The 25,409-nt window shown below is 64.3% G+C and carries 27 protein-coding genes; 2 read left to right on the plus strand and 25 right to left on the minus strand.

The window, feature by feature from the left end; all coding sequences use genetic code 11:
- The 10 genes from FFS30_RS22210 to FFS30_RS22255 form a co-directional block, all read right to left on the minus strand.
- Entirely contained in the window at window positions 1–204 is a 204-nt protein-coding gene (locus FFS30_RS22210) for an IS110 family transposase (RefSeq protein ID WP_137915383.1), read from the minus strand.
- A gap of 120 nt (window positions 205–324) precedes the next feature.
- Window positions 325–615, minus strand: a complete 291-nt coding sequence (locus FFS30_RS22215) for a DUF2274 domain-containing protein (RefSeq protein ID WP_137915384.1) — start codon at window positions 613–615, stop codon at window positions 325–327.
- A gap of 38 nt (window positions 616–653) precedes the next feature.
- Complete coding sequence (locus tag FFS30_RS22220; RefSeq protein ID WP_171014794.1) at window positions 654–1,742, minus strand: TrbI/VirB10 family protein; 1,089 nt, start codon at window positions 1,740–1,742, stop codon at window positions 654–656.
- 159 nt (window positions 1,743–1,901) lie between these two features.
- A complete protein-coding gene (trbG, locus tag FFS30_RS22225; RefSeq protein WP_137915386.1) occupies window positions 1,902–2,966 on the minus strand; it encodes a P-type conjugative transfer protein TrbG in 1,065 nt (354 codons plus the stop codon).
- Window positions 2,967–3,028: 62 nt separating this feature from the next.
- Window positions 3,029–3,748 carry a conjugal transfer protein TrbF gene (trbF, locus tag FFS30_RS22230; RefSeq protein ID WP_137915387.1) on the minus strand — a complete coding sequence of 240 codons (720 nt, stop codon included), beginning with the start codon at window positions 3,746–3,748 and terminating at the stop codon, window positions 3,029–3,031.
- Between the two features lie 3 nt (window positions 3,749–3,751).
- The gene (trbL, locus tag FFS30_RS22235; protein ID WP_137915388.1) at window positions 3,752–5,254 is read right to left on the minus strand and encodes a P-type conjugative transfer protein TrbL; all 1,503 of its coding nucleotides are present in this window, start codon (window positions 5,252–5,254) and stop codon (window positions 3,752–3,754) included.
- A gap of 42 nt (window positions 5,255–5,296) precedes the next feature.
- Window positions 5,297–6,046, minus strand: a complete 750-nt coding sequence (locus FFS30_RS22240; RefSeq protein ID WP_137915389.1) for a hypothetical protein — start codon at window positions 6,044–6,046, stop codon at window positions 5,297–5,299.
- Window positions 6,043–8,670, minus strand: coding sequence for a conjugal transfer protein TrbE (trbE, locus tag FFS30_RS22245; protein ID WP_137915390.1), 2,628 nt, complete (start codon window positions 8,668–8,670; stop codon window positions 6,043–6,045). The genes FFS30_RS22240 and trbE overlap by 4 nt, the downstream gene beginning before the upstream one ends.
- Window positions 8,671–8,694: 24 nt before the next feature.
- Window positions 8,695–8,955 (minus strand): VirB3 family type IV secretion system protein, encoded by a 261-nt coding sequence (locus FFS30_RS22250; RefSeq protein WP_137915391.1) that lies wholly within the window; start codon window positions 8,953–8,955, stop codon window positions 8,695–8,697.
- A gap of 13 nt (window positions 8,956–8,968) precedes the next feature.
- The gene (locus FFS30_RS22255) at window positions 8,969–9,280 is read right to left on the minus strand and encodes a TrbC/VirB2 family protein (RefSeq protein ID WP_137915392.1); all 312 of its coding nucleotides are present in this window, start codon (window positions 9,278–9,280) and stop codon (window positions 8,969–8,971) included.
- Between the two features lie 281 nt (window positions 9,281–9,561).
- On the opposite strand from FFS30_RS22255, the gene FFS30_RS22260 reads away from it, so the two are divergent.
- Window positions 9,562–9,939, plus strand: coding sequence for an HU family DNA-binding protein (locus FFS30_RS22260; protein ID WP_137915393.1), 378 nt, complete (start codon window positions 9,562–9,564; stop codon window positions 9,937–9,939).
- Between the two features lie 16 nt (window positions 9,940–9,955).
- On the plus strand, window positions 9,956–10,432 hold the full coding sequence (locus FFS30_RS22265; protein WP_137915394.1) for a helix-turn-helix transcriptional regulator: 477 nt from the start codon (window positions 9,956–9,958) through the stop codon (window positions 10,430–10,432).
- A 62-nt stretch (window positions 10,433–10,494) separates the two neighbouring features.
- Here the strand turns inward: FFS30_RS22265 and FFS30_RS22270 are convergent, their stop codons facing one another.
- The 15 genes from FFS30_RS22270 to FFS30_RS22340 all read right to left on the minus strand — a co-directional run bounded on the left by FFS30_RS22270 (window position 10,495) and on the right by FFS30_RS22340 (window position 25,352).
- Window positions 10,495–11,505 carry an ATPase, T2SS/T4P/T4SS family gene (locus FFS30_RS22270; protein ID WP_249352592.1) on the minus strand — a complete coding sequence of 337 codons (1,011 nt, stop codon included), beginning with the start codon at window positions 11,503–11,505 and terminating at the stop codon, window positions 10,495–10,497.
- A complete protein-coding gene (locus tag FFS30_RS22275) occupies window positions 11,498–11,962 on the minus strand; it encodes a hypothetical protein (RefSeq protein WP_137915395.1) in 465 nt (154 codons plus the stop codon). Before FFS30_RS22275 ends, FFS30_RS22270 begins: the two co-directional genes overlap by 8 nt.
- Window positions 11,959–13,989, minus strand: a complete 2,031-nt coding sequence (traG, locus tag FFS30_RS22280; protein WP_137915396.1) for an IncP-type conjugal transfer protein TraG — start codon at window positions 13,987–13,989, stop codon at window positions 11,959–11,961. Before traG ends, FFS30_RS22275 begins: the two co-directional genes overlap by 4 nt.
- Window positions 13,990–13,991: 2 nt before the next feature.
- Window positions 13,992–16,088: a DUF3363 domain-containing protein gene (locus FFS30_RS22285; RefSeq protein WP_137915397.1), complete on the minus strand. Its 2,097-nt coding sequence runs from the start codon at window positions 16,086–16,088 to the stop codon at window positions 13,992–13,994.
- A 248-nt stretch (window positions 16,089–16,336) separates the two neighbouring features.
- Window positions 16,337–16,789 (minus strand): transglycosylase SLT domain-containing protein, encoded by a 453-nt coding sequence (locus FFS30_RS22290; protein ID WP_137915398.1) that lies wholly within the window; start codon window positions 16,787–16,789, stop codon window positions 16,337–16,339.
- A 1-nt stretch (window position 16,790) separates the two neighbouring features.
- On the minus strand, window positions 16,791–17,321 hold the full coding sequence (locus tag FFS30_RS22295) for a S26 family signal peptidase (protein WP_137915399.1): 531 nt from the start codon (window positions 17,319–17,321) through the stop codon (window positions 16,791–16,793).
- A complete protein-coding gene (locus FFS30_RS22300; protein WP_137915400.1) occupies window positions 17,318–17,818 on the minus strand; it encodes a DUF2840 domain-containing protein in 501 nt (166 codons plus the stop codon). Before FFS30_RS22300 ends, FFS30_RS22295 begins: the two co-directional genes overlap by 4 nt.
- Complete coding sequence (locus FFS30_RS22305) at window positions 17,815–18,843, minus strand: ParB/RepB/Spo0J family partition protein (RefSeq protein ID WP_137915401.1); 1,029 nt, start codon at window positions 18,841–18,843, stop codon at window positions 17,815–17,817. Before FFS30_RS22305 ends, FFS30_RS22300 begins: the two co-directional genes overlap by 4 nt.
- Window positions 18,840–19,607 (minus strand): ParA family protein, encoded by a 768-nt coding sequence (locus FFS30_RS22310; RefSeq protein WP_171014795.1) that lies wholly within the window; start codon window positions 19,605–19,607, stop codon window positions 18,840–18,842. The genes FFS30_RS22305 and FFS30_RS22310 overlap by 4 nt, the downstream gene beginning before the upstream one ends.
- Window positions 19,608–20,038: 431 nt before the next feature.
- Window positions 20,039–20,983 carry a replication protein RepA gene (locus FFS30_RS22315; RefSeq protein WP_137915403.1) on the minus strand — a complete coding sequence of 315 codons (945 nt, stop codon included), beginning with the start codon at window positions 20,981–20,983 and terminating at the stop codon, window positions 20,039–20,041.
- An 88-nt stretch (window positions 20,984–21,071) separates the two neighbouring features.
- Window positions 21,072–21,557, minus strand: coding sequence for a DNA repair protein RadC (radC, locus tag FFS30_RS22320; RefSeq protein WP_137915404.1), 486 nt, complete (start codon window positions 21,555–21,557; stop codon window positions 21,072–21,074).
- Window positions 21,558–21,955: 398 nt separating this feature from the next.
- On the minus strand, window positions 21,956–22,219 hold the full coding sequence (locus tag FFS30_RS22325; protein ID WP_137915405.1) for a hypothetical protein: 264 nt from the start codon (window positions 22,217–22,219) through the stop codon (window positions 21,956–21,958).
- Window positions 22,220–22,400: 181 nt separating this feature from the next.
- The gene (locus FFS30_RS22330) at window positions 22,401–22,793 is read right to left on the minus strand and encodes an ATPase (protein ID WP_137915406.1); all 393 of its coding nucleotides are present in this window, start codon (window positions 22,791–22,793) and stop codon (window positions 22,401–22,403) included.
- A gap of 253 nt (window positions 22,794–23,046) precedes the next feature.
- Window positions 23,047–24,909: a ParB/RepB/Spo0J family partition protein gene (locus tag FFS30_RS22335; protein WP_137915407.1), complete on the minus strand. Its 1,863-nt coding sequence runs from the start codon at window positions 24,907–24,909 to the stop codon at window positions 23,047–23,049.
- A 35-nt stretch (window positions 24,910–24,944) separates the two neighbouring features.
- Window positions 24,945–25,352 (minus strand): DUF6573 family protein, encoded by a 408-nt coding sequence (locus tag FFS30_RS22340; RefSeq protein ID WP_137915408.1) that lies wholly within the window; start codon window positions 25,350–25,352, stop codon window positions 24,945–24,947.
- Between the last annotated feature and the right edge of the window lie 57 nt (window positions 25,353–25,409).

Genomic DNA, 25,409 nt, shown 5'->3' on the forward strand with positions numbered 1-25,409 from the left:
TCATTTCTGTGGCGCTCCATTCTTGGTTCGCCGCAATTCCCTCTTCAGTTCGGAACGAATCTTCTCCATATGCTGCGGCAGAGCGCGCGCCAAACGCGCGCCATACACCCGCTCAGCACCCATGGCGATGAGAAACGGATTGGGAAAATGCGCCAGCAGCGCTTCGAGGGCCAGGATTCTGGCCTGCTTGGTGAATGGCGTCATGGAACTCCAAGGCAATCATTTGCAGGGCAAGCATTGTTCGCAGCACTCGACAGCTTGTGTACTATCAAATCATTGAGGATGGTCTAGTTGATTCTTTGAACTGGGGAATCGTCGTTATTTTTATGTTTTCATTCCAACCGTTTGACTCTCGTCAACGATGCCTCGCTTTTGTCCTGCTTCATTGCGAAGGTAACGCCCGAACTCCCGATCGCGTTGCAGAAAATCCTCGACGATGGCGACGATCGTGTCGGATTCGCTCGGCGCCTGCCTCGGATCAAGGCTCTGCTGAGCGGTGTAGTACGCGATGTACGCGCGCAGCTTGGCTTCGAGCGGCGCGGTGACGTTCAGCACCTTGCGAATCTGCGCATGTTTGACGGGAATGTTCGGCAGCGGTCGGTCGGCACGAGCCATCAAATTCTCCTGTGAGAGATAACGAGAAGGTGGGAACCTCAGCCGCGATAGGGCGGCAAGGGAATGTCTTTGGTCACGAACACCGCCACACGCTGGCCCGGACGAATCATCAGCGTCGGCTGCACCTGCAGGTTCTTCTGCACGAGTTGCTGCCCCGCGTTGTTGATGTTCTGCGCGGCGCCAGCCGCGGCAAGCTGACCCAGCGAGGGATTCGAGGTGCTGAGGCCACCGCCGTAGGATTGCTGTGCCGCGGCTCCGAGTAGCGAGCCCAGGACGACGCCTTTGGCCAGGCGCCATCCGTGGTTGTCGACCTGATCGCTGACGCCGGCATAACCGGACAGGTCCGTGCCGGGCATGCCTTCCAGATTCAGGCTGCTGCCATTCGGAAAGCGCACCCGCGTCCACACGAACAGAACGCGTTCCTGACCGAAGGTAATTCGGCTGTCGTATTCCCCGATCAACGTCGCGCCCTGAGGAATGAGAACGCGTTTGCCGGTGACGGTGTCGAACACCGGTTCCGCGACCTGTGCTGTGATCATGCCGGGTAGATCGCTGTTGATTCCGGTCAGCAGCACGGCCGGGATCACGGTGCCGGCACCGAGAAAGATCGTGTTCGCCGGGGTCAGGACCACTGGATCGAGCGACGAATCGCCAACGCGATGCGAGCGCGCAAAATCCCGCTTGTCGTCTTGTCGGTTGTCCTGGTCGCGCGTCGATCGCGACGTGCCGTCGCCGGGGGCGGCTGACGTACTCGGCACTGGATGCTCCGATGCCGAAACCAGCGACGCAGCACCGGAAGGATGATCACCAAACTCCGGTTTCGCATCACGCGCCGCGGCACGACGCTTCAACCGCGCCAGCGTCATATCGGCCAGCAGTTTCCCGACCGGATCATCGGCCGCGGTCGTGCTCCGAACCTTGGCGTCGTTCTGGACTTCCAGTTGCGCCGCACCGAACTCGCCGCCGATCGGCTCACCGAGTTTCGGGACATCGCGACGACGCTGCGCGGCCGCAACCGCCGCGTAGTCCGTTGGTAGATCGTTCAAGGCATCGGCCGGCAACACGAGCTGCGTGCTCGACTTCGCGGGCGTCGTCGCCTTTTCCGGCCGTTGGAGCGCGGCGACCAAGGCGAACGCAATGAGAGTGCCGAGTCCGGCCACGACGGCGGCAATCGCGGTGCGATTGATGCGCTTCACGCGCGGGGTCGGCGCGCGAAGATCGATGGGCGGTGCGGATTCGGGTGGAACGTAGCCCGTCTGAGGTTCGGTCGTCATGGCTACGGGCCTTCAGCGGCAGAACCAGGCGCGCTCGCCGCAACGCTCGACGTCGACGCGCTTGTCCCCCACGCGCAGCTGCGCGTTCGCGAACAGGCGGTCGACGACGTAGAGGCGATCCTTGATGCGATAGTTGACCAACAGCGGCTTGCCGTCTTCGATCACGAACAGCGCCGGCGCCTCTGTCGTTGCAAGGTCTTCGGGCATCTTGAGATAGACCTTGGCGCCGTCATCGAAAACCTGCGCCGGCTTCCACGGCACATCGCGCCCCTTGATGCGGTAGCGGAAGTTCAGATGCTCGGGGGATACGGCGAGCGCTTCGGTACGTTCCTGCTTCGCCTGCTCGTCGATCTCTTTCTTTACCGCAACCGCGGCCTCTTCGTCGGGATAGAACCAGCGCACGCCCGGCATATACCAATCCGGCTTCGAGCGCAGATCGAGCTGGTAGACGCGCTTGTTGGTCGGCACGATGAGGTTCGTCTGGATCCCCTCGTCGCGCGGTTTGACGACGATGTGCGTACGCGCGTTCGGACCGGAACCGCTCGTGAACTCGCTCTTGATCCAGCCTTCGGTGTCGCCCGCGACCGGCTCGGCCGTCAGGCTCTCACCGGGTTCCAGTGCGATGTCGGTCAGCCGGTCGAGACCGGCGTAAACGACATAGATCTCGCCTTCCCGGTAGCCGTAAACGGTCGCACTGCCGGCGCTGCGCGCCGTCGTCGGATGCTCGGTGGCCTTGCCGACGTATTCGGCGACGCGCGCGTGCTGTTGGGTGTCGAACGCGTCCTTCTGTTTGTCGAATGCCTTGTCGGCCACCGTCTCGCGCGAGGACTTCGCATGCGAAACGGGCAACGCCAGGTCCGCCGGCAGGCCGAGATTCGCCCAGGTTGGCGCCGGCTCCGCAGTCATGGACGACTTCGATGCCTCGCCCTGTGGCGCCTTCATGGCCGATTCCGTCACGGTGATCGGCGGCAAAGTTGGCACCACGTCCTGAATCGACGGCACGATGGGCGAATTCGGTGCCGCATGCGCGGCGATCGCACCGCCGACAGACAACGCCATAACGAACCAGGTACGCATAACACTCCTATTGGATTAAAGAAGGAATCGAAGGAAGAAGATGGAAGGTCTGACACGAGCCGTTATCGGCTCGCTGGCGCCAGATCGCGATGCCACTCGAAGTCGCGGATGTAGATGCCGAGCGGATTGACGGCGATATCTTCTTCCGTCGCCGGCCGCTCGAATTCGAGGGTGAACGTCGCCGTCCACGTCGCGGTCTGGATCAGCGCGCCCTCGCGCTGATAGGCCGATTGCACCCAACGCAACTCATAAGCGTCTGCGCCAATTGGCAGGGCACTCTGCAATTGCAGCGTGACGGTCTCCTGCCCGACTTTGGACAACGGGCTGTCCGGCAGCCGTGCCCAGTCGTTGAGCTTCATCGCCGCCGACTGGCGCAGGAAGCGATAGGCCTCGCTCCACTGTGCACGCACGACTACCGGATCGAGCGGGACGGTGCGCAACAAGCGGACCAGGTGCCCCAGGAAGTACGCGATCTCGGCCTGTTGCGGCGTGTAGGTCTGCGTCGATGCCTTGCCGACGACGTTGGTCACGCCGGTCGTCTTGTCGATCGTGATAACCACCGGTTCGACCAGAGAGCGTGTCATCGCGTAGACCAGTCCGCCCGTCAGCGACAGGCACGCGAACAGCACGCCAAAAAATCCCAGGCGCCAATGCTTCGCGTTAGTCACGAGCGTGCCCAGACGATCGTCCCACTGCGCGCGCGCCCGCGTGTACGGTGTTGCCAGAACGTGTTCGCTGCGTCGCCCCATCGGTTCGTTCAACAGTTCATGGGCCAGAGACATCGGTCATTCCTTGGTGGGGAGATCATCGGAGGGCGGTGCGGTATCGATCGCTTCGTCATCGACGCGCCGCAGGTCGGGTGCGATCCGCGATGCATCGAGGGTGTTACTCGATGCCGTCGAGCGCGGCACGGACTCCTCCGCCCCGTTTTCAGCGACACGACGCAGGCCACGCCACGCTTCGGCGCCGGGACCTGACTGCGCCGATGTCGCCGATTCGCCGGGTGTCTTTGACGAGCCTGCGGCAGGCGGCGATGCGTTGGATGGCGAGGGCGTCGCCTCGGAAGAAAAAGCAGCGGACGACGGCGAGGCGTGGGAGGCAGGGGAACCGCCGTCCGCTGTGTGGAAATCGGGTGTCGAAGAAGAATCCGATGAAGATTTCTTCGCGGGCGAAGAATCGATGTCGTGCGCCGCGAGTCCCGCGACCTGACCGTCCGCGATGCGTTGTCGCATGCGATCGCCTACGCGCGTCAGCGGACTGGCCGCAACCTTCGCCGCACCGCCGACCGCACCGGCGGCCTGGCCGAGCGGACCCGCGCCGGCTTCCGCGGCTCGGCCGGCCCCAACGCCGGCACCGGTCTTGAGCGCGGAAGCGGCCTGCACGGTCGCGCCCACGCTCTTGGCCGCCGAGCGCCCCGCCGCGGCGATGCCCGCGGCACCGAGCGCGACGGCGCCGCCGGTTTCGAGCGCGCCGCCTGCGACGTGGCCGGCGCTCAGCGACGGCGATCCCGCGAGCAGACCGGCCGCCATACCGGGCGCATGCCAGGCGAGGAAACAGATCGCCATCGCCGCAAGCAACGTGCACCACGCATCGCGCATCGAAAAGTCCGGCGACAGCGTGATCTGCTGCAGGACCGGCTGCGCAATCGCGATCACGAACGCCAGCACCATCAGCTTGATGCCGTGTGCGAGCACCGCGCCGAACGCCTTCTCGGCAAGAAACGCCGTGTGCCGGAACACACCGAACGGCAGCAGGATCAGCGAGAGGATCGCGACGATGTAGAACTCGACGTAAACGAGAAAACACTGGATGCCGAGCAGGAAGAACGAGAACAGGATCCCAATCATCGCGAGCCCCAGCTGCATGATCGTTCCGAGATTCTTCAAAGCCGTCCATGTGCCCTGTGTCAGCGCATCGACCTTGTCACTGAGCGGCTGAATCGCGTTGAGTCCTTCGGCGACGACGGCAGACGGATCGCTCAACGCCGTCAGGTTGCCGCCCCCGGCCGTCGCACCGGCGCGCGCGAACGACTGCAAGGTCGTCGTCGTAACCATCTGCCACTGCTGAATGAAGAAGAAGAACAGCCCGATGACGAGCAGCTTCTGGATCAGGCTCTTGATCGCGTCATTGCCGCTCATGGCCCACCACAGGCCGCACAGCGTCAGTTCGATCCCGACCAGGATGCCGAACAAGGACATGGCCGATGGGCGCAGCGACGTCCATCCCCCGTTGAAGATGGTAAGGAACGCTTGAAGCAGTTGCGTAAGAATCCCGGCATTGGGCGTCATGCAAGTCGATTCCGATCAAGGGAGTGCGAGAGGAGCAGTCGGTCAATAGCGCGGATCGCGCACCGGATTTCCGTAGTACGGATCGCGGTCGTGAGCGTGGAGCTGCTTGCGCAGTGCCTCGGCCGCATCGGTCTCGGACTGCTCGCGCGCCATCTTCTCGAGCACGACACCGTTGAACGTCGCGACCTGCGTGTTTAGCCGTTGCAGATCGTCGTTGACGCGCATCGTCAGCTGATTACCCGCCTGGATTGCCTGCAAGGCACCGACCGCGCCTTGGCTGCTCCACGCCATGGACTGCGTGTCCCCGACCGCGCCCTGCAGATCCTTCAGTACGCCCGCACCCTGCTGCATCGCCTGCAACAGATTCTGGCGATGCTGATCGCCCCATTGCGCCTGCAGCGCGAACAGGTTTGCACTGCTCTGGGAGGAATAGCGCAGGTTCGGATAGCGCGTCGCGAAGGTCCACGACAGGTTGTCGTAGTTGCCGACGAGCTGAGTCAGCCGCTGCACGTCCGACAGGATGTGCTGGAAGCGCGCGAGATAGGAATTGACGATCTGCTGCGGCAGATTCTTCAGGTTCAATAGCTCGTTCGCGATCATCTGCGCTTCGTTGATGTTCGACTGCAGCGTGCGTGCCGCAGTCAGGATTTCCTGCGCCCCGTTCAGGTAGTTCTGCACCAGATTCGCGGCATCGATTACGGCGAACTGTGCCTGTGCCTCTTGCACGGGCGTCGCGACGATCAGCGTTGCGGCGATCGCCGCACACAGGGTCTTGCGATACGAGAGCGTCATAGCGAAGTCTCCGAATCAAGCGGATGACGAGAGAGAGACGGAACGGCTTTACGATCGCGCAACCAGGACGCAGCCCACTCGACCGGCAGACGGCGCTCGGGCGCGGGATCGTTGGCGCGTGCGTCGAGATAGTTCACGTTGAAGTCGTCGGCGCGAATGGCGTGGACGGTCTTCGCGAGACCTTGCAGGTCGGCGCTGGTCGCGCCGCAATACGCAAGCGCGAGCGGCCCCAGTCCGAGGTCGAACAGACGATTGCCCTCGGGTGAGGTGAGGTAGTAGTCCTTACGTGGACGCGCGTGCTGCAGGATGCGCAGCTGCCGATCGTTCAAGCCGAACTTGCGGTAGATCGCCGCGATGTCGTCATTGAGCGCACTCGCGTTCGGCAGATAAATCTTCGTCAGGCACGCTTCCTTGATCGTGGCGACGATCGGCGAGGCATCCACATCCGCGAGCGACTGGGTCGCAAAGACGACCGACACGCACTTCTTGCGCAAGACCTTCAACCACTCGCGAATCTTCGCGGCAAACGCCGGGTGATCCAGGAACAGCCATGCCTCATCGAGCACCAATAGCGTCGGCGCTGCGGCATTGAATCGTTGCTCCAGCCGGTGGAAGAGATATGCGAGCACCGGCATCACCGCGGCCTTGCTTTGCATGAGGTCTTCCATCTCGAACGCGATCCAGCGGCCGAGGTGGAGCGAATCGCGCCTGGCGTCCAGCAGCGCGCCGTGCGCGCCCTGAATCGTGTAGGGGTGGAGTGCCCGCTTGATCTCGGTGTCCTGGACGAGAATCGACAGGCCGGTCAGCGTGCGGTGCGAGAGCGGACTCTCGGCCAGCGAGGTGAGTGCTTCCCACAATGCTTTCTTCGTCGCCGGCGTGACCGTGAGGTTCTCAGCGATCAGGAGGTCGATCAGCCATTCGCTGGCCCAGGCGCGTTCGGCGCCCAAGTGAATGTCGGCCAGCGGTTGGAACGCGAGCCGGCCGTCCGATCCCAGGTCATAGAAGGCACCGCCGACCCCGTAGGTCGTGATGCGCGAACTGCCACCCTTGTCGAAAATGTAGACCTGCGCCTCGGGATAGCGCAGGAACTGCGCTTCCATCGCGTTGAGCAGCACGCTCTTGCCGGCGCCCGTGGGGCCGAGCACGAGCGCGTGGCCCACGTCGCCCACGAAGTTCGTGAAGCGAAACGGTGTCGAGCCGTTCGTCACCGCAGTCAGGAGCGGCGGCGAGTGCGGCGGAAAGAGATCGTTCGGGCATTCGAGTGGACCCGCCCACACGGCCGACACCGGCATCATGTGCGCGAGGTTGAGCGTGTTGACCAACGGGGTTCGGACGTTGTGGTTGCAGTGCCCCGGCAGGCTGCCGAGCCACGCATCGAGCGCATTGAGATTGGTCAGCTCGTTCGCCGTGACGAAACCGCGACCGTTGATCTCGCGTTCGAGCAGCAGCAGCTTCTTCTCCAGCGCAGCGAAATCCTCGTCGAATACGACGACCGATTGCGTGAAGTAGCCGTAGCGCACCGCGTCGGCGGAGATTTCCTGCCGGGCGGCGTCGGCATCCTGCGCCTTGTTGATCGCATCGGAATCTTCCAAGGCGCTCTGGGCGTTGGTGACGATTTCCTTGACCAGCGTCGAGAGGTTCTTCCGCTTCGCAAACCACTTGCGCTTGACGCCGTCGATCTGGCGTTCGGCCTCAGCCTTGTCGAGGCAGATAAAGCGTGTGACCCAGCGATAGGCAAAGCCGAGCCGGTTCAGCGCATCGAGCAGCCCGGGGAAGCTCTCATTCGGAAACGACTGGATCGACAGGACGCCGAGATAGTGCCGACCCAGCTTGGGCTTGCCGCCGCCTGTCAGCGGCTCGTCGGTCAGCAGCGCATCGAGGCAGTCCGGTACGGCCGGTACCGCGACCGGGTACAGCTTGGTCGAGACCGTCGTGTGCAGGTAGGACAGCGTTTGCCCATCGGTGAGCGGCACCACGCTCGGGAACAGGCTCGCGAACTGGGAAATCAGACGTGCACGTTCGGCAAGGAACGAGGCTAGATACTCGCCGGCCGCGCGATCGGCCCGGCGCCGGCCGGATTCGCGCCGGGTCAAGCCATCCGGCTCTGCATCGTCCTCGAAGAACAGCGCCTCTGCCGCCGCTTCGATCAGCGGCGGCGGCAACCAGATCAGGGTGATGTAGTACGTGCTCTCGAAATGCTCGCCACTCTCGAACCCGGCACGGCGTTCTTCGTCGATCAATGCACTCAGCGGATCGGGAAAGGTCGAGCACGGATAGGCCGTCGTCTCACGGCGCACGGCATCGAAGTACACCGCCCAACCCGAACCCAGGCGCCGCACGATGTTGTTGAGCCGGGCACTCGTGCTGACGAGTTCGGATTCGGTCGAACTGTCCAGATCAGGGCCGCGGTAGCGGAACGTCGTCTGGAAGCTGCCGTTCTTGTTGAGGACGACGCCCGGTGCGACCAGAGCGGACCACTTGATCAGGTCGGACAACACGTTCGGTACCGCGATACGGCGTTCGCGATGTTCACGCACCGTCTCGACGCCGAGCCAGCCGGTCAGGCCGAGAGCGATCGAACCGGCCAGCGCGGAGACGGCGGGCAACAGGAGAGGCGTCAGCATGGGGGATTTCGCATGCGAAAAGGATCAGGCGCGGTAGAACGCGCGGAAGCGCAGCGAGCGGCGCAGCACGTCGAAGAAACGATCGTCGTGCCGCGTCAGTCGCAGGGCGAGCCAGTGCAGACCGATGCCGACTGGTAGTGCGTACCAGCACTGCAGTCCGAACACGAATGCCGCGGTGAACGTCGCGTTGAGCAGCGCCGCTTCGCGCGGCACGCCTGCGAGCAGGATGCGTTCGGTGAGGCTCCGATGAATCGGAATCTCGAAGCCGGGGATTCGGTCGGACATCGGGCGCTCCGGCTCAGAACGCCACGCCGCCGGAAAAGCCGAGGAAGTTCAGGAAGAACGACACGGCCGTGAACGCGATCGACAGGCCGAACGCGACCATTACCCACTTGCGCGCGCCCGCGCCGCCTTCGCCCGATGCCATACCGAGACCGGACAGGATGATGACGATCGCACCGACGATCTTGGCGACCGGGCCGGAGATCGAGTCGAGAATCTTCTGCAGCCACGACTCCCACGGCATACCCGAACCCGACGCATGGGCGAACACGGGCAGCATCAGGATGAGCAGAAGAGCAACAAAGGCGAAGCGGTGGCGGCGTTGCATGAATTCCTCTCCGGGGACAACCGCCAGACGGCGGCGGAGTGGAATCCTATTTATACAATCTAGTTTGTCTAATATTTCTCACGCGTGGACGTTGTAGTACATCGTGAGACACAACCCTTCTTGGAGCCGGCGCGAAGGAGCGCCGATTCAGCCGTCTAAACCCAATGCTTCCCAAGACGCAATAAGACGTATTATCTGATCTTGCATTTGAGGTCGCGTACGTTCACGCTGCTACACGGACCGTCCCGTACGTCTCCTCCAACATCACCCCAGGAAAAATCATGGCGACCAAGAAAGTTGCTAAAAAAGCCGCAGCAAAGTCCGCTTCGAAACCCGCATCCAACAAGCCGATCAAAGAAACCCTCGGCAAGTCCGGTCTGGTCGAGTACATCACGGGCGCCTGCGGCGTGGCGGCCAAGGATGTTCGTGCCGTGCTTGCCAGCTTGGAAAGCGCGGTCGTCGGTTCTGTCCACAAGAATGGCGCACGTACATTCACGTTGCCCGGTCTCCTGAAGATTACCGTCGCGACCATTCCGGCCAAGCCCAAGCGCAAGGGAATCAACCCGTTCACGAAGGTGGAACAGTGGTTTGCGGCCAAGCCGGCTTCGGTACGAGTCAAGGTGCGTCCGCTGAAGAAACTCAAAGACGCTGCTGCCTAATTGAGGGCCAAGCACCATGCCTAATATCGGCGCACTCTTGAAAGACGAAATCTCGCGCCTCTGCCGGCGCGAGATCCGCAAAGCGGTGGCAGGCGCCAAGAAGGCGTCGGCGGCCTATCGGCGCGACATCGCCGCACTCAAGCGCCAGATGGCTGCGCTGCAGAAGAAAGCCGCCTTCCTCGAAAAACGAGCCGTCCCCGCGAACGCAGGAAAGCCCGCCGCGCTGCCTGACCGCCCTGTCCGATTCGTCGCCAAGGGATTGCGTTCACTGCGCTCGAGATTGGGTCTGTCCGCGCCCCAGCTCGCTCGTTTGCTCGGCGTCAGCGAGCAGTCGATCTACAACTGGGAAACCAAAAAGGCGACACCGCGGAAGGAACAACTGGCGGCGATCATCGCCCTGCGCGGGATCGGCAAGCGCGAGGCACACGCGCGCCTCGATGCCCTGAAAGCAACCGGCGCCCCCGCTGCGAAGAAGAAACGCGCGGCCCGGTAGACCAAAAATCCGAGGTTCGTCCGCGCCCGCTCATCGCGCGGAGGAACCTCGATCTGCCAGCACTACTCCATCGAACCGAAAGGGCGCTCGAATCGGTACTCGTGCCCCCCTTCGGTCAAATGAACCCCGGTGACTCGCACGATCTCGCGAAGCCGGCGCTTCGCACGCAGTCCGTCGGGAGTCGGCACCGTCACGGAACCCACGAACAGGATGACGTTGACCGCTTTAGCGAGCTGGCGCGGCACCGGCGTGTAGCCGCCCTGGACGAGCAAGTCTTCGAGCCGCTCCATCGCATCGGGCGCCGAGTTGCAGTGGATCGTCGCCACACCGCCCGGGTGCCCCGTGTTCCATCCCTGGATCAGGTCGATCGCTTCGGGGCCGCGCACCTCGCCCACGATGATTCGATCCGGCGACAGACGCAGCATGTCGCGCACGATGTCCTGCATCGAACGACGAAGGGTGTCGCCGATGCGAACGGTCCGTTGTCGCACGACTTCATCGGCTTCGACCTGGAGCTCCAAGGTGTCTTCGACGGTCAAGACCCGGCCCGCGATGCGGCCGATCTCTTTCAGGATTGCGTTGGTCAACGTGGTCTTCCCGGACCCGGTGCCACCGCCGACCAGAATGTTCTCGCGCTTGCCCACGACCTCGCGAATATAGGCGGCTTGTTCGCCGGTCATGATCTGCGCGGCCACGTAATCGTCTAGCGAGAACACCTGGGTCGGCTTCTTGCGGATCACGAACGTCGGCCCGTCGGGACTCTGCGGAGGAACGACGGCGTGAAAGCGATAGCCGGATTCCGGCAGCTCCGCCGGAAAGCTCGGATTGGCCTCGTCGACCGTGACGCCGACGGCGTGCGCGACGATCTGGATGAGCTGTCGCCTCGCCGCGGGACTGAGTGACTTCCCCGTGTCGTGGCGCGTCCCTTCGCGAACGCACCACAATCGCCCGTCGGGATTGGCGCGCAGTTCCTCCACCTCCGGGACATGCAACAGGTCGCCGACCGCCGTGCCCATCGCATTCGCCAGCATCTCGACCAGACGGTCCTGCGTCGTTTCTTGCACTTCACTCATCGGGCGTTTCCTCGGGCATGGAACCTTGGGGTGTGGCATCGTGGCGGACGACCGCGAGCGACAGCACGCGATCCATCAGGGCATCGTCGTTTTCGATTGCCGCGATCACCGCGTCGATGAACCGTGCGTAGAACTGGTCACCGATGAGACGCGCCTCCGCGGTCGGCGGCGTCAAGGACGAAAACAGGTTCTTGACCAGCAGCGCGAGCGCCTCGAACACCAGCGTGTTCCCTGCCCCGACCTGCAGCACCTCGCGCCGCAGGGTCTTCAATTCGCGAATGACGAGTTGCTTCTCGGTGGCCGACCGTTCCGGGTCGTAACGATCGCGCACGGCCGCTTCGAGGATCGCGCGCAGCGACACGCGGCGCTCGGCCGCCTCGCGCAGCACGGCTCGCTTCAAGCGCGACGAAAAGCGCGTGTTGATGATCTCGGACGAATCTTTCTCGGAAAGGGTCATGCGGGCAGATTCCATCCGATATCCGGATCGGCATGGTGGTTGCGCTCGTGGTCGTCGAATCCGAACACGCCCGGTTTGGCGGTCGTCGGCGCATCATCGGGCTCGCGCGCAGTCGAAAGCTCCCCACCTTCAACATCCAAATCCGTTTCGTTGCCGATGGTGTGGTCGAGTCCTTCGCCTGTTTCTTCGTCACGCACAGCCTGCGCGACCGGCTTCGCATGCGAAACCACCCAAACCGCACCCGGCACCGGCGGTCCATACGGATATGGCCGCACTGCGAGGTTCCCGGGTGGGTTGAACGAATGGCCGGAGACAGCAACCCGCCCTTGCGCATCCGTGGGCGGCACACATCCCTGGAACGTGGCATCGGCGAAGAAGCGCAACTTCTTCGCCCGGATCGGCGGCAAGCCGGCCATGACCACGATTTCATCGGACGCCGGCAGCTCGCGTACTTCGCCCGGCGTCAACAAGGCACGCGCGGTTTGTTGACGCGACACCATGATGTGACCCAACCACGGCGCAAGACGATGTCCGGCGAAGTTTTCTTGGATATGGATTTCGGTCTTCGTGCCGAGCAGGTCGGAGATCTTCTTGGCCGTCTCCTCCGTATTGGGCGCGAAGTACACGTGCACGTGCGCTCCATCCATGACCGTGTTGTTCGTGCCGTAGTATTTGACGAGCTGGTTCGTGCTCTGGTTGACCATGAGCGTCTTGAGGCCATAACCCGCGACGAATCCCAAGGCGTCTTCGAAGAAGTCGAGTTTTCCCAGCGACGGAAACTCGTCCAACAGCAACAGCAGCCGGTATCGGTTGGCAGGCGGGTTCAGCTCTTCGGTCAGACGCCGGCAGAACTGGTTGAGCAGGAGCCGAAACAGTGGCCGCAGACGCGCCTTGTCGCTCGGTGGCGAGATCAGGTACAGGCTCAGCGGGTGTTGGGCCTGCATCAGGTCCGAAATTCGGAAGTCGCTTTCGCTCACCGCGGCCGCGACAACCGGATCGAGATAGAGGCTGAAGAATGAGCGCGCCGTCGAATGCACGCCGCTGCGTTCGTTCGCCGACTTGTTCAACATGGCTCGCGCGCCGATCGCGACGACGGGATGCGGTCCAGTCGGTAGGTGCGGCGTCACCGACATCCCTTCGAGCTGTTCGTGGATCGTGCGGTCGGGATCGTTCAAGAACCGCGCGATCCCGCCAAGCGTCTTGTCCGGCTCCGCGTAGAGCACGTGCAGGATGACGGCGAGCAGCCAGGCATCGGCCTCTTTGCTCCAGTGATCCGGTTTCCCCTTCCCTTCCGGGTCCACGATCATGTCGCAGACGTTTTGCGCATCGCGCACCTCGTTGTCCCCGGGCCGAATCTCCATCAACGGGTTGAAACGACACGTCTTGCGGCTCGTCGGATTGAACGCGAGCACGTACCCGAAACGATGCCGATAGCCTGAGGTCAGCGTCCAGTTTTCGCCCTTGATGTCATTGACGATGACCGAACCGCGCCACGACAGCAGCGTCGGCACGACGATGCCCACGCCCTTGCCTGACCGGCTCGGCGCCGTCACTTCGATGTGCTCCGGCCCGTCGTGCGTCAGGTACTCGCCGCGATCCGTCAACCCGAGCACGACGCCGCCTTGGCCGATCAGACCGCTGCGCTCGATGTCGGCGCGATCGGCCCAACGCGCGGAGCCGTAGGTCGTCGCAACTACACTGCCTCGCGCACGCCAGACATTGAACCCGATCGCGACGAGCAGGCCCGCGAGCACCACGCCGTAGATGCAAAACAAGGCGAGGTCGAAGCGATGCGGTGCGTAAGCATTCCACCGGTTGAGCCAGACGAAATATGCAAAGGGCTGGTAGACCGGATGACCGCCGATCCAGAACCAGGGCCTGCCGAGTTGCGGCTGGAACGCAAACCCTTCGGCGACGTACTCGGTGGCGCACCAGCAGCCGATCACGGACGCCACCAACAGGATACCAAGCGGCGCCAGGACGAGGCCGCCGGGAATGCGTGAGCGATCGTTTTTCTTCAATGTCATCGTTACCTTCCAAGAGAGGGAGAAAGGTCCATTGCATCAAGCACGCGGAAGCGCACGCGCGCCTGCTCAGCATCGTGCGTAGTGGTGCGATCGAGCGTGAGCGAGACGTCTTTGCCGACCTGGTTGCCGAGGCCACGTTCGGCGGGGACGAGCGTGAAGCGCTCGGCGTCGACGACGACGGCGTGCCGTCCGGAGGCCAGGTTTTCGATCGCGGCGACACGGCCTCGGAAATGCCGCGCATCATCAAGGTCGACGAAGCGCCCGTGCTTCGCACTCAATCGCTCTGCCGCCGCATCGCGCTCGATGCGTTGGAGTTTAGGTTTGAGGTTCGGATCAAGCGTGAGGTGATCGCCATCGAGTAGCGCGAGGCCAAGCTGCGCGAGCCGCTTCACGCGCCGGTCGGCGGCCTCGATCAGTTCGTCCTGAAACCGCGTGCGCATCGCGGCTTGACTCGCCTGTCGCGGCACGCCGGCGACGAGTTGCTCATCGAGCCAGGTATGGGCGCGCGCAACGACTTGCGCGTGAAGATCCCGCCCGCGCACGTCGACCTGCACGAACGTGCCGTCCCGCGCGATCGCCGGATCGCGAGCCAGCCGCTCGATCAGGCCGGGCGGAATGCGATAGCGACCGTCGCCTTCGCGCGACACGAAGCCCCGACTCGCGAGGGCGTCGAGCCTGCGCACGTGCGCCTCGACGAAGCGTTCCGGCGTCGCGCCGTGTGGCAAGGGCGAGCCGCCGAGTTCGGCACGGTGCACGCCCGCGTCATAAACGCCACCATTCCTCGCAGCGAGGTCGATGATGGCTTGGTCGGCGCGACCGCTGGCACGCGGCTCGACCCGCCTCAGCGCCACGAGGTCGCCGACGCGAGAAGCGCGGTCGAGGTGCCGTTCGGCGTGCGGCGACAGCGCCACGTAATACGTCTTACCGTCCGTGCCGGACACGACGAGGTATTGCGTGCCAGTCAGTTCGTTCGCGTGGCCTCGGCCGAGGACGCGGCCACTGACCGGCACAGATAGCGTCGCTTTGTCGACCACGGTCACGCCACCGGCACGATCGCGAGGCTCGACGTGTCGCTCGACGCTGCGCAGGATGTCGCGGTGCTGCGTCGCGCCGCGCAGGCGGTCGAGCGCGTCGGGTGCGAGGCGCCATGTGCCCGGTGCGATCTTGGTCGCGAGCCCGGTTTCCTCCAGGTAGGCGAGCCGGCCGAGATAGAGCTTGCGCTGCAGTGCCCGGCGCGGATCGGTCGGTGTACGTCGCAGGTCAAGCATGCCGTCGGGACTTCGCTCCGACAATGTCTGCAGACGACGGTCGAGCGCCGTGAAGCGGTCGGCTCGCACGTCGCGTTCGAGGCTGCGGAACAGGTCGAGTTCCGTGCGATAGCCAAGCTCGTCGGTCGCCCGCTCCATCGCGCGATGCCGCAGGCCGTTGCTGATGTAATCCCGACTGATGACCAGGTCGCCGCCGCGGTCGTCGCGGCCGTTCACGACGAGGTGCACGTGCGGCTGGTCGGTGTCGTAGTGCACGACCGCGACGTAGTCGAGCCGGGTATCGAGGTCGCGCTCCATGCGTCGGACGAGGCCGCGCGCGAACTGCGGCATGTCGATGTCCCCGCCGTGCTCCGGCGAGACGATGAAACGGAACTGGTGGCGACAGGTCACGCCGCGCTCGGTGAAGGCGTCGACCGCCTCGCGATCGAGTTCGCTAGCGCCGTCGAACAGCTTGCCGCGCTCGCCGTCGCGATCAGCGCCGTCGCGTGCAAGGTAGGCCACGTGGTTGCGCATGACGTCGACGGGCGATTTGCCCCGCATCGGGACGATGCGCGCCTTGACGACGACGCGCTGCGCGAACTTCCCCGGCGCGCGTGCGCCCGCACCGCGCTGGTTCGGAGAACGTGACGCCGTGCCCTTGCGATCGCCCCGCAGGGCGGCACGAAGTGCCCGCCGAAGAACCTGCTTCGCGCGTGGCGAGAGCGCACTGCGCGCCATTCGCAGCGCGCGTTTCGCGCCCGCTCCGGGTCGCTTCTGACCTGCTTGCTCGCGCCGCTCTGCACCGCGCCCAGGCCGCGCCGGAAACCATTCGTCGATCGTGTCGTCGCTCATGACGGTATATCAATGCCTTGCGCACGTTGTAGTCATGCAAACCGGATAACGACGCGGTTTGCGGGCGAGCGTGTAGTCGGTGTTGCGACGTTGTAGTCGCAGAAAGCCTTGCGCCATGTGGGTTTGCGCCGCGACAACTACACACCCTTTTATCTTGCTGCCCTTCTTTTCGACGCAATTTGCCTTCCGCCCCTGCATCGACCGACGTCCAACCCACCTCATTGACCAGCACCCGAATGGATACGGCATCACGGCGATCTCCTCACCGAAACGCCCACCGACAGCACCTTTGCTGCGTACTCCACGGCGGCCGTTTCCGAGCCGCTGTTGTACGCAGACAGAGCCGCGACGAGCGCATGCAAGTGCGAGCGTCCAGGGTGCGACGCGGCAATGAAATTCGCCGCGAGGATCGCTGCCCCGACGCGCACGTTGACGCACGGATCGAGCAATCGATCCGGCGCGATGTGCAGCCTCGGCAACCACTGCGAATTGATCTGCATCAGACCGATGTCGACGCTCGGCTCGGTGCGCAAGGCGCGCACGAGCTGGCGCTCGGCCTCACTGCGCGTGCGTGGGAAGATTGCGCCGTGCGGCGTACCGATTGCCCACGGGTGCGCGGCGCTTTCGACGACCGCGACGGCCTGCAAAGTAACGGGATGTATCCACGGTCCACAGACCGCATAGAAATCGATGATCGGCATATCAGAACGTCACCAGCGCGTGCCCGACACCAAGCACGTTGCGCACCGGAACCGCACCGAAGTAGCGCCCGTCGAAGCTGCGATCGAGGGTCGAGGCGACGGGCAGGAACTCGTCCTCGCCAACGCAGCGGCAGCCGAGGATCTGCGGGACGGGAAGATCCTGTGAGTCGTGCGTGAAGACCGGACCCAAGTCGGCGTCGGCGACGACGAAGCGACCGTCGCGGACGCAGTAAACGTCGCCGGCCAGACCGCCTACCGTCTTGAGTAGCGGCATGCCTTCGGGTAGCCAGCCGCGTCCGTAGATCAGTTCGCGCACGCCGTCCGGTGGCGCGAACTGCACGACATCACCGCGCTGCATCGATGCGCCGCCACGCGCGATCCAATAGATTCCCGAGGGCATGCTCGGCGAGGTGTTCACGACGAGCGCATGTCCGCTCGCATCGATCGCCTCGTCGGCCGCGAACGCGGCCGCCACGAGGCCCACCGCCATCGCGTAGTAGCGCAACGCCCGAGCGACGACGACGCGCCTCATGGCCGCACTTCCGTGTACGCCTTCAGGCGCACGAGCGGCGTATTCTTCAGTCGAAAATCCGCCTCGACGAAGCGCGCCTCCGGCAGCGCAAGCGCCTCTCCACTTTCAACAAACGGACGCAGCCACGTCAGCGCAGCGCGAGCGCGCGTCGCCCCTTCAACGTCGAGCAGCGTGATCGCACCGGGCTGCACCTGCGGCACGCGCGTACCCGTCTCGCCGGCGCAGAGTGCCCGACAGACGAGCACGCGCCAATGCGTCGTGCCGATATCGTTCAATTCCCACAACACGAGGCCGAAGCGATCGCCCGGGCGGAAGAATGCGATGCGCCCGCCCGGCGGGCGCGGCGAGTCCATGTCGATCACATCGAACGGCGCGCCGAACAGCAATCGGTAACGCCGGTTCGAGCGATATTCCAGATGCACCTCGGTGAACGAATCTCCATCCCCGATGCAAACAGTTTGCTCGGCATTTGCCAACGAAAACTCGGCGTCATTCATCGGGATTTCTCCTGCTCGAAGCGCGCATCGAGGATGCGCAGGACGTCGGCCGGAAACGGCTCGCTATGCGCGCCGAACTCGACCAGCACGCAACCCGGATGTGTCGTCGTCGCGACCAGCGACAGGCACGCACGCCCGTGCTGCCGCGAGAGCTTGTTCCACTGGGCGCGCTGCAGCTCGTTGCCCTCGCAAGCGAGCAGGACGACGAGCTGTGGCTGTGCCGGTTTCGGTTTGCGTTCCATGCCCCGGCCTCCCGCGAAGTCGCGCACGATCGCGGCGCGATCGTCGTGCGGCTCGATCTCTTCTTCGTCGACGCGGCGAGCGCGCTCTTTGGCAAGACGTGCCGCGTCCTGCGCCTCCTTGCGGGTGAGTTTTCCGTTCTCTTTCGCTCGCGCGAGGAGTGTTTCGGCCGCGGTGGGATTGTGCTTCTGCACTTCGACCATCGCGCCAATCGTGTCGGCATCACGCGTGAGGCCGCTATCGCGCAACTCGGCCGCCGCGCCTTCGGCGCGAAGGGTCTTCGTGATGTTCAGGATGCGAGGCACGCTGAGCCCGATCGCTTCGCTCGCGGCTGCGGCGGAGCCCAGACGATCGATACGCGATTGCAGGTACCGCGCCTGGTCGATCAGCGCCATCGCATCGCGGTGATAGTTCACCGCGAACTGGCGATCCAACACGTCGTCCGGTGTGCCCGGTTCGAACTTCACGAGCGCGCGCAGCGTGGTCAGTTTGGCGATCGCGGCGGCGCGCCAGCGCCGCTCGCCATCGATCAAGACGTAGCGCTCACCGACTTCGCGCACTTCGACCGGCTGAATTTGGCCGAACCGGGTGAGGTTCTGCGCCAATTCGATGAGGGTTTCCCCATCGAACTTCTTGCGCGGCTGATCGGGATCGCGATCGATGCGATCGAGCGGCAGTTCGAGAACGAGTTCCTGTCGATCGACGGCGGACAGGCGATCGAGCGCGCTGACACGCAGGTCGGCGGCGGTGCGGAGCGGCAGCGAGCGCACGTTGGTCACGCTCATAGGTCGACTCCCGCCAACACTTCGGTGCACAGTGCGCGCATCTCGCGTGCAGCACGGGCGTTCACGCGTCCGCGCGGACCGCGCCAGACCGGCATACGCCGGCCGAGCGCGTCCTGCACGGCGACGCGCTCGTGCAGGACGCTATCTAGCAGGCGCAATCGTTTCGCACGGCACTGCGCGAGCAGGTCGCCGTGCGAGGCAGCTCGGCTGTTGAAGCGATTCACGGCGAAGCCGATGTGAACCAACCGGGGGTTGGTGTGCGCGCGCACACGCTGGATCGCCTGCGTCAGCCGCACAGCACCGGCGATGCCGTAGGCGTCCATCTGAACGGGCGAGACCACGCCGTCGGCCGCGGCCAGCCCACCCAGATAACAAACGGGCGCGTTGGTCGGCGTATCGACGACAATCAGGTCGAAGCCGGCGATGGCGCGAAGGCTCGCGCGCACGCGCTTCACGAGCGTCGAGCGATCTCCGGGAATGTCGGCGAGCGCGTCGAGTCGCGCGTCCGCCGGCAATAGCCAGAGATTCTTCTCCGATTCGACCGGGCGAACCTGTTCGATCGAAAAGGCCGCATCGAACAGCGCTGCGGAAGACGTGAATTCCTCGGCTTCGGTCAGCAGCGAGTCGGTGAGGTTCGCTTGTGGGTCGAGATCGACCGCGAGCGTCTTCCGGCCCCTCGACGCGGCGTGGTACGCGACGTGTCGGGCCAGGGTGGTCTTGCCTTCGCCGCCCTTGAGGTTGGCGCAGGCGATGATGCGGGTCATGAGAAGAGGTCTCCGGTCTGGGAAATTTTGTTCCACGTGGATCATTTAGATTGTCTATTTGTTTTCGACAATCTAGCAGAACGAAAACCGGGCCTGTCAAGCCAACGGCGGCACGCGCACTTGTCCACAGCCCACGCTCGCCTACTACCGGAGATACAGGTAGAAATACCGGAGATACAGGGAGGAAAAATTCGCTTTTGCGACAATCACTTGGTGCTGTGTCTTGGGAGTGAAGCGGCGCAGTTTTGGGAGTAAAGCAGCGCAAAATCGCGAAATCCTGGGAGTGAAGCAGCGCAAACTTGGGAGTGAAGCAGCGTGGATAAGTCGACGAAAACCCCCTACTTATCCACATATCCACAGGCGCCTATGCGCACAATAAATCTCGCAACGCACATACGTTGCGAGGTTTTGCATAAACGGACGGGACGTCGTTAGACGTCGGTTGCGAAGCGTCGTGCGCGGATGTGCGGCGCACTCGCCAGCACCGCCAGCGAGTGACCGAGGTCGTCGAGCTGCGCTGCGGGATAGACGATCTGTACCCGCCGGTAGGCCAGGTGGAACGCTTTCTTGAAGTCGGCAAGACCGCGGCTGCCGAGCGGATAGTCCGCACCGAACTGCGCCTGCAACGCCGGCCACGGCACGGCAGCCGCGGCCCGTCCGCCGTTCCGCTGCACGAACGCGCGGTAGGTCAACCAGGTGTAGAGATCAAGCGCAAGCGGCGAGCGCTTCAGTGCTCGCAGCGCGCGAAGATCGACGGGGACGGGACCGCGCAGCACGTGCTCGAAGAATGGCTCGCTCACCCGAACGGCCGAAGGAAACCCCCGTCCCGAAACGCCCTCCTCGCCCGCCCATAGCTGCACACGATCGCCGATGGGCAGGATCTCGATACCCTCTCCCTCAGCGATGAGGTTCTGCAATATAAAACGCGCGCCGAAGAGTCGGGCGATCTGACCGCGCAGGCGCCAGATCGTTCCAGCGCTGCGCGCGGGAGCCCCCGCATTGGCGACGCATCCGCGTCCGCCGCTGCGCGACAGGCCGAGCTGGTCGAGGAACTGTGCCATCGAGCGCCCCAGTTCCAGTTCGCGCGAGCGGGTGCGCACGATTTCGGTCGACAGCCACGACAACAGCAGGCGCGGATAGCTGCCGAACGGCAGCCCGGCCCCCGGCACCGTCTGCACGATCAGACGGTAGCCACCGTTCTGACGCTCGTAGTGATCACCGGGCTGTGCGCGGTGCGGCAGCGTCGCGATGGTCAGGATGCGCGCCGTGTAGCCCAGGCTGCGTGCATCGCGCGGATCGACGTCCTGGATTGCGGCGGCCTGCTCGATGAAGCGCCGCGCCTCCGAGCTCATCGCGCCGCTCTGCCGTGAAGTCATGATAACTAGATCATTTAGACAATCTATGAACTATATCCCGATGAGAGGATTGCCGTGCGGTGCGTCGGCACCGCACGACGAGAGGGACTCAGAGGAGTCCTCGCTGGGCGAACGAGGTCGTCTTGTTGCCGCCGACGATGATGTGATCGAGTACGCGCACCTCGACCAAGCGCAAAGCGCGCTGAAGCTCGGTGGTGATGTCGCGGTCTGCCTGGCTCGGTTCGGGGACGCCGGACGGATGGTTATGGGCGAAGATCACGGCGGCGGCGTTGTGCTGCAATGCGCGCTTCACGACTTCGCGTGGATAGACCGAGGCGCCGGTCAGCGATCCGGTGAACAGGATCTCGAAGGCGAGAACGGCGTGACGGTTGTCGAGGAAGATCGCCGCGAACACTTCGTGCTCGAGAAGACCGAGCTTGGCGACGAGCAGATCGTTCGCTGCGGACGGATGCGTCAGCGTGGCTTCGCGGAAGAAGCGGGCTTCGCGGATTTGTTCGGCGACGGAAAGAATCGTCGTCGCATCGACGGGACCGGAGAAGACGTAGTTGCCTTGGTGATCGAGCTGGTACTGCATGGCGGCCTCTTGGGCGGGTGTGGGGCCGCCACGGGAAGCGCGCGCGGTCGCGCGGCAAGGGCGCGAAGCGCTCGTCTCGACCCTTGCCGCGAACGAGACCGCGAGCGCCAAGCTGGCGCCCTCGAACACCCGCGAGGCCGAGCTGCAGAACCGATCAACACGAACGATTGGGCGTCGCGTGCATGCGCGGCACTCCAACGACCAAAACGTGAAACTACATCGCGCCGAAAAGTTCGAACCGAAGAGGTGGAACGGCGCGCTCTACTGGCGTGCGGTCCATCGGACGCGGCGACGGGGATTCCCGAGGGGAGAAAGCGCGGCTCTCCCCTTGGGCGGGCCGCGACGATGCGGCCTTCAATGTGCCGTCGCGGGACTTCAGCCCGCGACACCGATGCTCGTCAGTGTCCCTCGTCCGACGAATCGGTCTTGGCCGGTTTGGGCAACTCGCCGATCGGCGGCGCCGGATGCGGGACATAGGCATCGTGATCGTGGGCATGCAACTGCCGCGCGATCGCATCGGCTTTCGCCTCGGCAGCTGGATCGACGGCGACCGCGCATGGAGCATTTGCCGGCGCCGACGGCAACGTGAAAGCGCGTGCGCCGGCAAAACCCAACACTATGCCGCCCACGGCGGCGACCACGGCGACTATCGGTTTGCTCATCTTCTGATTCTCCTGGAGTTGAAACGGGCGAGCGTTTTAGCACGGCAAATGTCGGTAGCCTGAGACAAGCAAGTACGGCGGCCGATCCACGGTGCCGAAAACAAGGAGGCGTCGGAACTGCGTACAGCAACATCGGTGCGCCGCCCCGCAGGGCGACGCACCGAAGGATGTCAACGCGCGATCAGTCCGTCATCGACACCACCGACTGAAGGCGCTCGATCACGCCGGGTTCCACGAACACGCACGGTTGTTGAGCCGCGATCCGTACGTTGAACACCTTGGCGAACGCCTCGCGTTTCACATGAGCCAACCGCCCCGTCCGGTATGCCTGTTCGGGTTTCAAACGGGCATTGCCCGTCGGCGAGCCGCTGCGCTGCGGATCGCACTCGATCAGCGCGACAAAGCCCTCATCGGACAATTTCTGGTGTTCGGCGCATAGGCCCCAGCCGGTCGTCGTGCGATGCGCCAGGCTCGCGCGCAAGCGCCGATCGAGCAGGAGACTACCGGTGTCGAACGCGACACCGCAGACCAGACAAAGGTGTTGTTCCAGCGAAACGTGCGACTTCTCATTCATGACGTACTCCGGTTGTCGGGCGGCATTGCCCGGAACCGTCGCCCTCACGGCGCAGCGCAGGCCGTCAGGGGTCGCAGACGGCCACCGGCCGCCAGCGCCGAAGGCGCGCCGCCCTTGATGGCGAGAACGCCGTGATACGGTGAAGGGACACAGCAAAGCCGCCTCTCCAACCTCCACTTCCGAACCGATGCGTTCACCGAGCGCATAAAAAGGAAGGGCCATTTTCGGCCCCTCAAACGGAGGAACATCACCCTTATCGCAACAGACTCGGCAGCCAGCGCGTGCCGGCGAGAGCCGCCGCTGCCGCCGCGACGGCACCGGCCTTCTTCATCTCTTCCAGCAGCGAAGCGGCCTGACCGCCCTTGCCTTCGCGCACCGCCTCGATGAGCTTCGCTTTCGACAGCGAGTCGAAGAGGTTCTCTGCCGTCGGCTGCCACCAGTCGGCCATGTCGAGCGTGAGCAGCGCGGCTAGACGCGCCGCTGCCTCGATCGAGCCTCCCGATGTCGTCTGCGCCGACGTCGACCGATTCAACATCACGTTGACGGACGGCGCGACGCAGTACGCGAGATAGCGCAGCAGCGTCGCCTGATCCTGCGCCGTCGCCCACGCCCACACCTCGCCGGCATCCGCCGGCAGCGCCACCTGCAACTCGGTGTGCAGCGCGTGCATCGTCTGCGCCGCCCGGGTCGCGTCGATATCGACGCCCGCCGCTCGACAATGGGCGTCGTCGCGAACGGTCACGCCGAGCACCGAATCCGTGTCGTCGTAGAACCTCGCCAGCACCAGCCCATGCACGAGTGCGGTCAACGCGTGCACGGGTTGCGACGCGAACACGGCCCGCAGCGCCAGCGTCCGCTCGGCGGTCAGCCGCCGCGTCAATGCGTCAGTGAACTCGGCCTTTTCCTTGGGCTGGGGTGACGTGGTGGGGTCGCTTTCCGCATCCGTCGCGTCGCGATGGGTCGTTCGTGCGGCACGCACGACCAGCCCACGCTCGATTCGCACCTTGCCGTCGTGGCCGAGCAGCACCAGCGCACCGGCCTTCGCTCTCGCGTCCGGATCGTCCATGACACGTGCCTGCTCGATCGCCTCACGCTGTTCGTGCAATGCGTCGATCGCGGCGTGGATTTCGTCCAGATGGTCTTCCGCAATGTCCTCGGTTTCGCCTTCCTGCTGCAGTGCCGATTCCTCGGCATCGAGCTTGGCGAGTTGCACGCGCTCCTTCTTCGTCGGCTCGCGCAAGGTCGGCGCCAGCCGGCCAAACGCGTGCAGTTCCGCGTACTCGCAGTGGACGCGATGCTCGACCCATCCCCATCCTTCCTTGCGCACGCGCTCGACAGCACGGGTCAGCTTTTCCTCGACCAGCCGATCCAGCAACTCGGCGTCGGTGAAGAAGGTCGTATCCGAAAACAGGTCGCGCCGGACGCCGCCGCCCGCCCTTTCGTATGCCTCCGTGCCGACGTACTTCGCCCGTTTGTCGCGGCCGGCATCGATATCCGTCGCGACCAAGGCCGCGCGCAGTTCACCGGCTTCGCGCTGCCATGGCGTCCGAGCCGCGTCCCACACCCGTTCCTGTGCCGCGTGATCGTCGGTCACAGCCAACGCCATCATTTGTTCGAGCGTGATGTCGTCTTCACGGAATCGCGCGACCAGCGACGGCGACACGTTCGCAAGCCGCAGGCGTTGGCGAACCACGAGCGGCGTGACGCCGAACCGCGCCGCGACATCCTCGACCGGCATGCCCTTGTCCACGAGCGTCTTGAACGCCTCGAACTGGTCGGCCGGGTGCATCGCCTCGTGGAACAGGTTTTCGGCGAGACTGATTTCTTCGGCCTCCTCCGCCGAAACGATCTTGCACGGAACGGCGTGATCCTTCGGCAGGGCCTTGGCCTTGATGAGAAAGCGCAACGCGCGCCACCGCCGCCCGCCTGCCACGACTTCGAACTTGGCCGATCCACGGGCCGGCGTCACGGTCAGGTTCTGGATCAGGCCCTGCGCTTGAATGGATGCCGCCAAGTCCTCGACGGATTGGCCGCCGGTCTTGCGCACGTTACGCGCCGACAGCGTCAGCGAGGCCACGGGGAGGGATTGAAGGGTGCCAACGATATTCGTATTCATGATGAGATTCCTCGATACAAGTCAGGGGATGGGTTTCATTCTTCGCCGGGGTACATCAGCGTCACGACGGGCTCGCCCGCATCGCCCGGACCGACGTACACGACGGCTTGGCACGTGCGTCCGGCGAAGTGCGTCAGCGACAGCACGCGCCGATCAGTCGGCGTCCGCGCCGAGGCGCGGATCGTTTCGCATGCGAAATGCAGCAGTCGGCGAACGACCTGTTCGCGCGGCGATGCGTCCCCGCGCCGCTCGTCAGCACTCGCCCACGACTCGCAATCCGCGAACAACGCCGCCGTCATCGCCACCGGCACGGAAAACCCGCAGTCCTTCGCTGGTGCCGTCACGTCCACCAGCACGCCATCGGCAAGCGCCTGCTCGCGTGTGTAGCGGTGGATCACCTCGAAGCCCGCGAACGGGCCGCTTTCGATTACTTCGTTCGTCATACCTTCCTCCGTTGGGTTATGGGCTTGCGCCCTCGTGGTATCTCGGCCGAATGCGGC

Source organism: Rudaea sp. 3F27F6, assembly GCF_005503555.1.
Classification (GTDB): domain Bacteria; phylum Pseudomonadota; class Gammaproteobacteria; order Xanthomonadales; family Rhodanobacteraceae; genus Rudaea.